The organism is Candidatus Curculioniphilus buchneri endosymbiont of Curculio glandium (assembly GCF_964275155.1).
Classification (GTDB): domain Bacteria; phylum Pseudomonadota; class Gammaproteobacteria; order Enterobacterales; family Enterobacteriaceae; genus Curculioniphilus; species Curculioniphilus buchneri.
The window spans coordinates 47,743-59,553 of sequence record NZ_OZ193413.1 but is presented as its reverse complement, the minus strand read 5'-3'; the positions used below and the strand labels follow the sequence as shown (position 1 = coordinate 59,553).

Genomic DNA, 11,811 nt, shown 5'->3' with positions numbered 1-11,811 from the left:
ATAAAAATAATTATATATCTTCTGATTAAGGAGCACTATGATTAAAAATTTTGACAAAGTACTATGGACTGAAGGTATGTTTTTACGTCCACATCACTTTCAGCAATTTGAAGCTTATTTAGAAGCACGCCAGTGGCGGTTACAGAGTAGAGAATATTGTTGGGGATTTTCTTCTCTTGTTTTAGATCAAGGTTTATTAGCTTTAGGTAAAATAGCCCTGACGTCAGCTCAAGGTATTTTTCCAGATGGGACAATTTTTCACTTTACAGATTCTAAAAATGCGCCTCGTCCCTTAGATATTTACACTTTACATTGTGGACAAATTATCGTTCTGGCATTGCCGATACAACATGTTGGACGCAATGAAGTAATTTTTAAAGATTCTGACGAATCGTTAGCACGTTATATAGCATTTGAAAAAAATGTTACTGACAGTAATGCTGTTTCTTCTGAAAAAGCAACGCTTTACTTCGGTCAATTGCGTCTTCGATTGATGCCAAAAAATGAACTTAACGGTGATTGGTTATCTTTAGGAGTTTTACGTATTAAAGATAAAATGTCAGATGGTAGAATAGTATTAGAAGAAAGTTATATCCCACCCTTAATCAATAGTGATGTTAATCCTTTGCTAAGTCAATATCAAAAAGAATTGTCAGGATTATTAATACAGCGTTGTCAAAAAATGACTCGTTATCTTCAAAAATGTGGTCTTGGTCAAGAGACTACCAGTAAATTACATTTATTAAATTTACTATATCGTTTTAGCGCTACAGTAGAGCACACGCTTACATTGCCTCGAATTCATCCTGAACGACTATTCGCTGAATGGATACCATTTGCATTAGAATTGGCAGTATCCCAGCCTCCGTATGAATGCAAGGATCACACACCACGCTATGATCACAAAAATATAGGTGGTTCATTTATTGATCTAATGATGCTTTTACGAAAAGGACTATGTTTTATTTTGGAAGAAAATATAGTATCTCTAACTTTGAGACAACAGATGCCTGGATTCAACATAGCTACATTACCTGAATCTGGCATGTATCAAAATTATGATTTTGTATTGGCAGTACAAGATAATTTTAAAAATAAAGAAACTGCCGTCCATTTTTTAGCACAGATTAAAATTTCTGCAACTCATTGCATTCATGATCTTGTACAATTGCAATTACCAGGATTACCTTTATGTTATTTATCCCAAGCTCCGAAACAATTGGCACATCAACCTGGATGGAGCTATATCCTTCTAAAAGAAACTAGTGTTTTATGGAAGGATATTGAAAATACTAAAACTCTTACGATTTATGTTGCTAGTGAGTTTTCCAATGTGAGCATAGCTCTTTGGGCCATTCGACGATCATCTAATTCTTATGAGTCGAGATCAACATGAGAGAAGCTGTCATATTACCGATGTCATATGCTATGGATAATAATCCATTAGTTTGTACTGCTTTACCATTATTAAATGCTCTTTCTAATTTTTATTATATTTCAACACCAATTAAACCAACTCTTTTACGGCAAAAATTAATTAATGAAATATATAATTTTGAAAAACAATGTCAGGGATTGGATCTAGATTATGAAGTCATTATTGGCGCTCGTTACTGTCTATGTACAGCGTTAGATGAAGCAATCGCTTTAACTAAATGGGGACAAAGTGATATTTGGACAGGTAAAAGTTTACTTTTAGTATTTCATAATGAAACGAGTGGTGGTGAAAAATTTTTTCATTTAATGGCAACATTATCAAAAGATATTAATCGTTACATTGATCTACTGGAGTTAATGTATTTTTGTTTATTGCTGGGTTTTGGCGGTCGTTATAGAATAATGGAAAATGGCATGTATCGTCTTGAAATTCTTACTCACAGTTTAGCACAGCAATTACGTAAAATACGCGGTAATTATTCAACCTCATTATCTCAAATAGAAGTAATGTTTACGACATATAAGAATTTTCCTCAATTTAAAATAATACTATTAGTATGTTTATTATTTTGTGGATTGATTTTTGGTATATTAAATATTATTTTAGGTCAACGTTTAGAGATTGTTGCTAATGACGTAAAAGGTCAACTATATGAATTAAATTTACCTAATAAACCACCTCATACCAATGAACTTTTAATGGATATACTTCGATATCAATTTAAAGAAGATATTGTTAAGAACAATATAGCCATTTCTATACAAAATAATAAAATTGTGATTTCTTTATGTGGAAGGGATGTTTTTCCCTTGGCTTCAGCCTGTATTAACCAACGTTATAAATCTATTATTAAACAAATAGCTAACTTAATGTCGACACTCAGAGAAACAGTAATTGTAAGAGGCTATAGCGACACTCAACCTATTTGTACTTCCCAATATCCTTCTAATCAAGCATTATCTTTAGCTCGTGCTGAAACGGTTTTAAATTTATTACATCAATCTGTGAACCATCCTAAACTTATTTTTTCTGAAAGTCTTAATAAAAATAAAACAATAAAAGATAAAATCCAATTTAATCAATTATTCAATTCTAGAATTGATTTAATCTTTTCATAATCCATAGTGTATAAAACATTTTTAAATAAAAAGGATAATTATGGTACGACCAACAGCATCGATAAAAAATCGCTGGTTTGTTGAAACCATATTTTTGATTGGCATAGGACTAATCGTCATGTTATTCGGTCCGTTCATAACTATTAATGATATTAGTCCTTTTGTTGATATTAATGTGCGCTATCAGATAACAATATTTTTGTTTGTTTTATGGTTAATATTACGATTTATATCGTATATTTTATCTCTTCGTTGGCAAAAAAAATTATTTCAACGATTATCTAATACTAATAGTATATCTGCATCCTCACTGAAAATTGATGCACATTTGTTACCAAATGCTTTTAAACATACAGTTCGATTTTTATATCATCTTTATCTTACTAAAGGTAACTCACTTTGTCGTTGTCTAAAAAAGTTTAATCGACAATATATTTATTATCTTCCCTGGTTCTTAGTATTAGGAAGTAAATCATGTGGTAAACATGAAATGTTGCAGAATTCTGATTTAGAGTTTTATCCTTGTCAAGAAATCAATAGATTATCTCCAAAAGATCAACTGAGTAATTACTGTAATTGGTATTTAACATCTAATGGTATTTTTTTGAGTCCTTCTAGTACCTATCTCCAAAATGGGAATTCATATTGGCAACAACTGATGCATTTATTAAACAAATATCGTTCTTACCAACCTATCAATGGTGTAATTTTAGTTATTAGTACACAGGATTTATTGTATACTTCGCAAAAAGCACAGTATCAACAAGCCATACTGATTCATAATCGTTTAGAAGATCTTCGCCGAGAATGTAGAATTAATTTTCCTATTTATTTTATTTTTACTAAAATAGATTGCTTACCCGGATTTTGTCAGTATTTCAATCAATTTGATGACGTTCAGTTAGAACAATACTGGGGAATAAGTTTACCTTGGCCTGCAGATCAAGGTGGTATAATACCACTGAAAAAATCAATATCTGATGGTTTGAATCAGTTACAGAGTCGGTTACATTTTGCATTGACTGATACATTAGCAACAGAACAAGATCCTCGACATAGATCACAGATTCTAGCGTTTCCACAGGCATTTTCAGCTATAAGGCCACAACTAATTCAAAATCTATCAATTATTTGCTCATCATCTGATGAGAAAATATTCTCACCTAGGGGAATATTTTTTACTAGCGCTTATCAACAAAGTAACGAACAACATACAGTTTCAATTCATGAAAATAACATTTTCCATTATAATTATCAGCCATCATCCCCCAATGATTCTGATCAGCATGGAAAGGATATTCCTTCACCGAAAAGTTATTTTCTAAAATCTTTATTTAAAAAAATAATTTTTAAAGAAGGCTATTTAGCAAGTTGTAATCATTTAATGACTTATCATTTTTGGATCATATCCATTACAGGATGTATGCTAATATTATTCATTTTTATAATTACAATTGGTGGATCAATACGAAGTTATCGTCATAACATGCATTATTTATCTTCAGTTCAACAAAATATTGTACAACTAGCTCGACATAGTATGAATTTAAATGTTAGTTGTACCACTGACTTATTACACTTTCTAAATCAACTGAAGAAGCTAACTCATCCAGGTACTTTTAACCCCATGCACCCTTCATTAAATTATCGTATGGGTTTGTATTGTGGAAAGAAAATAGCAATCTCTGGTAATAAACTTTACTTACATGCATTGAAACGATTGGTATGGCCACTCATAGCTCAGCATATTACGCGACTTCTATATCAATCTAATTTTGATGATGTCGAACATACCTATCAAGCTCTTATGGCTTACCAAATGATCTATCAATCAGATAATTATGATAAAAATTTCTTATTAACTTGGCTACAAGATTCTATGGCCAGCATATCTGGTATTACTGAACTTGATACAGTACAGTGCAAACAATTTTATCAGCATTTACATTATTTATTATCCTCTGGTCCATTGATTTCTCCTTACGAAAAGGATTATTTTCTAGCAAAAAATGCTCAATTTGCGATGCAAAAAATTTCATTGCCAATTAGATCCTATTTTTATTTAAAAAGACGATTACTTTATGATAATAGATTTCCAACAGTAAGCTTATCGAAACTAGCGGGTAGTCAGGGAGAATGGATTTTTGAGCGTAAAAGTGGATTAGCAAATAACTCACCCATAGCAGGATTTTATACACCCGATGGTTATTGGCAAGGCGTTAATACACAAATAACAGCACAAATAGATGAATTATCTTCACAAGATAAATGGGTACTTAATCATATCGTAACTGAAAATCATTTTGCTTTAGCAGATCAGATCCGATTACTATATATGAATGATTTTATCAAACAATGGGAACGTTTTCTTAGCGATATCAGAATAAAAAAAAGTGCTGATTTACACCAAAAAATGAGTTTTATTCGCATTTTATCGAGCGAATCTTCTCCTTTACGAGAACTATTATATAATATTAGCAAAATTCTTTCATTATCATTATCACAAAACAAAGAAGCTCCATGTATTATTGATACTGTCAGCAACAAAACTAGACTAATCTTAGAAAAAATATTCACATTTGCTCAACTAAAACACGTCAATTCAGCACCTGAACATATGGTTAGGAACCATTTTCGAGATATTATTAATTTAGCGTATATTTCTCAAAGAAACAAAGAAAAAGACGGAGCATCTTTCAATAATATTTTAAAACAGCTTAATAGCCTTTATTACTATCTCGTTGCTCTAGATAATAATAAAAAATTTTTTTCAGAACAAGATCGAATCCTTCTTCGATTACGAGCAGATGCTTTGCGATTACCAGCGCCCTTTCAACAACTAATACTGTCGCTTATTAACGATACGAGAAAAGATGAACATGCTCAGAATATGCAGCGATTATACGAAAAATTTGAATTTCGAATAGCTAGTTTTTACTATTCTGCATTCAAGGGCCGTTATCCCTTTGTCTCTACAAGCCCATTAGAAATAAGTTTAAATGATTTTGCCCATATGTTTGCTCCGGTTACCGGTCTTTCTGATCGATTTTATAATCAGTATTTAGCAGATAAAATAAATACTTGCGAACCAGTATGGCGATTTATGCCATGGATTAAAACTGCGAATACTCCTGAAGAAAAACGATTATTAAAATTTTTTCAAGCTGCTACCTATATCCAAGGTGCTTTTTTTCATCAAGGCAATCAAAATCCATCATTTTCCTTTACGGTCAAACCCTTATCCATGGATAATGATATTCTTAGCTTAGAAATGAATATCGATGAACAGTTAATAAGCTATCATCACGGTCCATCAACAGTTTTTCAGTTAAATTGGCCAGGGTTAGCACATGCCTTTCAAGTACAAATAAAAATTGTCTCGAGTGATGGAAAGGTAAAAATATTGTGTACTGAAGGACCTTGGGCTTGGCATAGAATGTTAGAACACACTAATACTCACTGGAGTAGCCATAATCAAATTTCTAAAAAAACGTCTTTCGTATTAGATAATTATAAAGCCACGTTAGAAATTATTTCACATAGCATTTGTGATCCCTTTATTCTTCCACATTTAGATGACATTATGAAATAGGAATCACGTTGCATAATATATAAATAAGTTGTTATCTTCTGTCACACACATTTTACTCCTTGGTAAAATTTGGAGTCTGAAATAAATTTTATGAAAATACAACAATTAATTTATGATCAATCAGAGAAAAAATGTAACGATATATTAATTATAGTTCAGGAACTATATTGGCAACATATACATATAAAGAATATAGCTCATAACTTGCTAATTTATAGAAAAATTTTTCGTATTATATTACTGTTAATTCAAGCATGGATTATTCAATATAATTTAACAAATTATACCAATAGATTAATCTTAGTTATATCGAACACAAATTACTATTGGAATTTATTATTACCATCTCTATGTCACGATGGACACAATTTGTTGGTATGTCTCTCAATTCATTACATAAATAAAATAACTATTGTATATTAATGAAACTAATGCGTCATAGTTTTTATATATTAATAATCTTCTCCGAATGTCAGTTAAGATGATGCCAGATTTAAAGAATGATAACAATGCTCATTGTATGAATAATACTATGCATCTAAATGAAAATATTCAATATAATATCGGTCTAGACTATAATCATATTATTTCAGTTATCTGTACTATGAAATATATAAAAAAACTATTAATTTTAGATCATAAAAAAAATATTTTATATAAAATATATTTATTTTTAGAAAAAGTTTTTATAGAAACAACCTATAAAAAAACTTTAAATATTAAAAATATATTACAGGATAGTCAGAAGATTAAATTTGGTAAAAAATACAGTACTAATCTACACAAAAAATTATCTCAACAAAAATTCCCCTAATGAAATTCAGATGAAATAATATCTCATCTTTTTTAGCATGGTCATTCAATATCACTATTATTAACTTATATTTCCAAACTGATGAAGCAGGACTATTTAGGCATTATTAGCAATTTTACATAATATGATTGGCATCATTCGAAAAAATTTTAGAAAACTAAAATATGTCCTGATTCTATTTTGATAATGGAGTGTTATAAGCATATGGATTATATCAATTCTGGACAAAAATTTATTTCCCGTAATCGTGCACCGCGAGTTCAAATAGAATATGAAGTTGAGTTATATGATTCAAAACGAACAGTGCAATTACCATTTATAATGGGAGTGATGGCAGATATTTTAGGTCAAACTAACAATCAATCTCATCAAATAGAAACCAGAAAATTTTTAGAAATTAGTATGGATAACTTCAATGATCGGATGAAATTTTTTCAACCTAGAATTAGTTTTTGTGTACCTGACATTTTAACTGGTAAAGGAGAATTATTAGTCGAATTAGAATTTAATCATATAGATGATTTTCTTCCAGATGCCATTGCTCGACAAATTAATTCTTTACAACGATTATTGATAGCACATGTTCATTTATCTAATTTATTATCTTATGTTGATGGAAAAAATAATGTAGAAAAATGGATAGCTATAATTATGGCGGATCAAGATTTTCTTCAATTATTAGCTAACAATACAGAAACAGAGAATACTATTATTAACTCCGATTCATTAATCAGTACTGTTTCTTTACCTTTAAATTTACATATTCAAAAAAATAAAAATTCTATTATTCTAAATAATACCTCAGAATTTTTGCGCTGTTATTATACTAACCTAGAGCTACAATTTCGTCCGAAAAGTGAACACGCATATAAAGCTATAATAACGGCTATGAAAATTCTAGCACAACAAGTATTAGAACAGAACATTTCATTTTCTAATAATGCATTTTATGAGATTCAAAATTTAATTGCTAATATAGATAGTAAATTAAGCAGCCAAATTAATATTATTCTTCACCATCCAAAATTTCAACAATTAGAAGGGGCATGGCGTGGACTACATTATTTAGTCAGTCATACAAAAACTAGTGAAATGCTAAAGATCCGTGTCCTAGCTATTAGTAAAGAAGAACTTAGTCAAGTAGTTAGACGATATAAAGATGCTAATTGGGATCAAAGTCCTATATTCAAACGTATTTATGAAGAAGAATATGGACAGTTCGGCGGTGAGCCTATAGGATGTTTAATAGGAGATTATTATTTTGATCATAGTCCGAAAGATATAGAATTACTAGGTGAGCTAGCCAAAATTGCCTCTTCCGCTCATTGCCCTTTTATTAGTGGTATATCTCCTAGTTTGATGCAAATGAGTTCTTGGCAGGAATTATCTAATCCACGTGATTTAAGCAAAATTTTTCTTAATACTGAATATATAGATTGGCGGATCTTACGAGGCACCGAAGATGCTCGATATCTTGGATTAGTAATGCCACGTATGCTCGCACGATTACCTTATGGTATAAAATTTAATCCAGTGGTTTCATTTTCCTTTGAAGAAGACACTCATGGATCGACACATACTAATTATGTTTGGAGCAATGCCGCCTATGCCATGGCTGTGAATATTAATAGATCATTTCAAGAATATGGCTGGTGTACTTCAATACACGGTGTAGAATCTGGTGGAGCAGTGAATCAATTATTATGTCATACTTTTTATACTAATGACGGAGGAATAGAAATTAAATGTCCGACTGAAATTGCTATTAGTGACCGAAGAGAAGCTGAATTATCAAAAAATGGCTTCATTCCATTAGTTTATCGTAAAAATTCAGATTTTGCTGCATTTATTGGTGCACAATCTTTGCAAAAGCCTATGGAATATGATGATCCTGATGCAACAGCAAATGCTAAACTAGCAGCTCGCTTACCTTATTTATTTGCTTGTTGTCGCTTTGCGCATTATTTAAAGTGTATTGTACGAGACAAAATAGGGTCATTCCAATCAAGAGATGATATGGAAAAATGGTTGAATAAATGGATTATCAATTATGTTGATGGCGATCCAGTAAATTCATCACAACAAACTAAAGCACGTCGACCATTAGCAGCTGCGGAAATACAAATATGTGAGCAATCTGATAATTCTGGATATTATCAGGCTAATTTTTTCTTGCGACCTCATTACCAATTAGAAGGTTTAACAATTTCATTAAGATTAGTATCCAGATTACCGTCTCTGAAAGAACTTAGAGATGCATGACAGAATAGGAACAATATTATTATATTAATATGCTATGTATTCTATTTTATTAGGAGAAAAAGCGATGCATAACAGCATTTACTTACAAGTAGAAAATGTGATTGGTGAAGGAAAGGATGCCAATCATAAGGGGTGGATTGACATCCAGTCATTTCAGTGGAAGTTACGTCAACCAATCGAAGTAGGTGTTGGAGGAGGGGGTGGAAGTGGTCGATTAATAGTCCGAGATCTAGAAGTATTTGCAAGAATGGATAAAGCAATGCCAACATTAATGACTTTAGGAGCAAAAGGGAAACGTCTGTCTGTAGTGAGATTAGCAGTATGTAAAGCTGGCAGTGAACAAGACGAATATCTAAACATTACCTTCAAGAACGTTATATTAAGTAATATTGAAATAATGCCATATATTGTCAATGATGGTATAGAAGGTAGTGCGATTGAAGTAGGTGATATTAGTGTACGATATTGTTTTTCTCCATCGGTGGTAGAAGTCAACTATCATGAACAGGATGAAAATGGAACTCCTGGACCACAAGTAACTTTTAGCTGGGACGTCAAAGCCAATACTCATTAATGTTGTATTTAAATCATAAACTTAAATAAGTATAATCTAAATGATGGAGCCAAAAATGATTCGTTGTATTGTAGATTTACTGGACCAGAATAATCTCTTTTGCCCTTTAACTCAAGAGAATGATCTCTGGCAGCATCTTTGTCAAGATTTTTCATTTATACAATCTGAATTAACTAAAATAATTTTTTCACACTTACCTTGTGATACACAACTAAACGATTTGAGCAAAAAACGCAATGATAAAAAAATAACATTGGAAGACTATATAAATCTATCATTGCAATGTAGTAAAAACGAAACAACATTTCAATTTCAAACATTACTGAAAAATAGTATTAATATTGACAATATATCAAAAGAATATTCATAATTCATTGCACTGGTATCGCTATACCAATATAGTCAGACTAAAAAATAAGAATTTAATACCGAATAGGAACTGAAGATTAAAAATAGATGGAGAAGTCATATTCCATAAATAAAAAGAAATTATGGCTAACGTGCTAATTGCTTGTTTTAACAGTTTATTAGAACTTTTAAGTTCTATATAAACTATACGCATCATAACATTTAATAAGAGATAGAAGCGATGGTACAAAAATTTTTTCTTTTAATCATCATGATACTGAATATCACCATAAAATATATCACAAAGCTAATATTAATATGTTCAATCTGTTTAAATCAGTATTGTTACCAACTTATAAAAATTTTTATACGATAATCATTAATTTATAGTTATTTTTATAAACCGCAATTTTAGTACTACTAATATCACTGGTATATAAACCAATAAACTAAATTATTTAACACCAACATCAATAATATTGCAATAATATTGATAGTATTATAATAAGGTTGATTATTATTGTATTTAAACATTTAGTCAAAAACTATGGATAATATTGATAATCATAACGATCTTGACAATTAATATTTAAACCTACCCAGCAATTTCGTCCTAACGAGTAAGCCCAATTTAAACAGCAACTTTTATAATGATTTTTATTAAGAATTAATCTTAATTGCCAATTATATTCAAATCCAAAGTATTGTTGTACCAGGTTAGATAATTCAGTTAATTTTCTTCCATACATGGATCTCGACTTACTGCTATTTATCATAAAATCTTGATATTGTTGTTTAGACAATGGACCTAGTATAATTTCAATAGTCAATTTTCGATCAGGAATAGCTATTCCAAGATAGCTTCTATATCCAAGAGGAATAGATTTAGATAATTTAAATTGTTGATTTTCTGATAATGTTATCCAAGAGAATAAATTCTCACGAAGAGTAACGGGAACACGGAAATAATGTTCTAGTATTTGAACTAGTCCAGAACTATTTCGAATGCGACGAGTAAAATGTCCTGACATATAATAGCAAACAAGGGACAAACGATTATTATCTTGTAATGAATATTTTTTTCCTATAAGGCAAGCAACATAGTTATTGAATCGGTGGCTATCTGATCTATCTAACGAAATACAAGCTTGAGTATCTGCCCAAGCTCGGTAAAGCAAAGTGATGAGCCGATGATGAAAAAGATTAAAAAATTCTGTTAAACGGGCATCATTATCTTGATGTTGGCATTGATAAGCATATTCAGTTAGAAAGAGTGGCAGAGGTCCATCTGGACCAAACAAACCAAAATCATAAATTTCAATACGCTTTCGTTTAACTTTATTCGTAACGATAGAAGCAATCTGTTGGGTAACGAAAACCATTGTTGGGCTTTGTCCCAAACGTATTATGTCATATCGGGGTAGTGGTGCTCGACCAAGCGGATAGGCACTATTAGAGCGAGCATCTATATATCGTAATAAAGAAAATAATGAAAATCGCCAAGGAAATTTTTCTACATCTGTTAATAATGTATCTATTTGACTTGATGTTATTTTATTTTTTCCTTTAACGTTAAAAGGATATGAAGTATTCATACTCATCCGAGCACTTCATTCTTACAATGAACATATATAAAATGTGAGATACAATTCATAGTTTTCTTAT

8 protein-coding genes and 1 pseudogene are annotated in these 11,811 nt (G+C 30.8%); 8 read left to right on the top strand and 1 reads right to left on the bottom strand.

The genetic code is table 11. From position 1 onward, the window contains the following. Positions 1 to 37 precede the first annotated feature (37 nt). The 8 genes and pseudogenes from tssK to ACICP0_RS00135 all read left to right on the top strand — a co-directional run bounded on the left by tssK (position 38) and on the right by ACICP0_RS00135 (position 10,168). Positions 38 to 1,396, top strand: a complete 1,359-nt coding sequence (gene tssK, locus ACICP0_RS00170) for a type VI secretion system baseplate subunit TssK (protein WP_395479956.1) — start codon at positions 38 to 40, stop codon at positions 1,394 to 1,396. After that, positions 1,393 to 2,556 carry a type IVB secretion system protein IcmH/DotU gene (gene icmH, locus ACICP0_RS00165; protein ID WP_395479955.1) on the top strand — a complete coding sequence of 388 codons (1,164 nt, stop codon included), beginning with the start codon at positions 1,393 to 1,395 and terminating at the stop codon, positions 2,554 to 2,556. Before tssK ends, icmH begins: the two co-directional genes overlap by 4 nt. Positions 2,557 to 2,596: 40 nt before the next feature. Beyond that, on the top strand, positions 2,597 to 6,148 hold the full coding sequence (gene tssM / locus ACICP0_RS00160) for a type VI secretion system membrane subunit TssM (RefSeq protein WP_395479954.1): 3,552 nt from the start codon (positions 2,597 to 2,599) through the stop codon (positions 6,146 to 6,148). 532 nt (positions 6,149 to 6,680) lie between these two features. After that, on the top strand, positions 6,681 to 6,962 hold the full coding sequence (locus ACICP0_RS00155) for a hypothetical protein (protein WP_395479953.1): 282 nt from the start codon (positions 6,681 to 6,683) through the stop codon (positions 6,960 to 6,962). A gap of 186 nt (positions 6,963 to 7,148) precedes the next feature. Further along, positions 7,149 to 7,598, top strand: a pseudogene (gene tssB, locus ACICP0_RS00150) (type VI secretion system contractile sheath small subunit); the annotation flags it as partial. 147 nt (positions 7,599 to 7,745) lie between these two features. Beyond that, positions 7,746 to 9,224 (top strand): type VI secretion system contractile sheath large subunit, encoded by a 1,479-nt coding sequence (gene tssC, locus ACICP0_RS00145; protein ID WP_395480220.1) that lies wholly within the window; start codon positions 7,746 to 7,748, stop codon positions 9,222 to 9,224. Positions 9,225 to 9,288: 64 nt separating this feature from the next. Then, positions 9,289 to 9,798 carry an Hcp family type VI secretion system effector gene (locus ACICP0_RS00140; RefSeq protein ID WP_395479952.1) on the top strand — a complete coding sequence of 170 codons (510 nt, stop codon included), beginning with the start codon at positions 9,289 to 9,291 and terminating at the stop codon, positions 9,796 to 9,798. A 55-nt stretch (positions 9,799 to 9,853) separates the two neighbouring features. Further along, entirely contained in the window at positions 9,854 to 10,168 is a 315-nt protein-coding gene (locus ACICP0_RS00135; RefSeq protein WP_395479951.1) for a hypothetical protein, read from the top strand. A 523-nt stretch (positions 10,169 to 10,691) separates the two neighbouring features. On the opposite strand, the gene tssG is transcribed toward ACICP0_RS00135, so the two are convergent. Beyond that, positions 10,692 to 11,741, bottom strand: a complete 1,050-nt coding sequence (tssG, locus tag ACICP0_RS00130) for a type VI secretion system baseplate subunit TssG (RefSeq protein WP_395479950.1) — start codon at positions 11,739 to 11,741, stop codon at positions 10,692 to 10,694. Between the last annotated feature and the right edge of the window lie 70 nt (positions 11,742 to 11,811).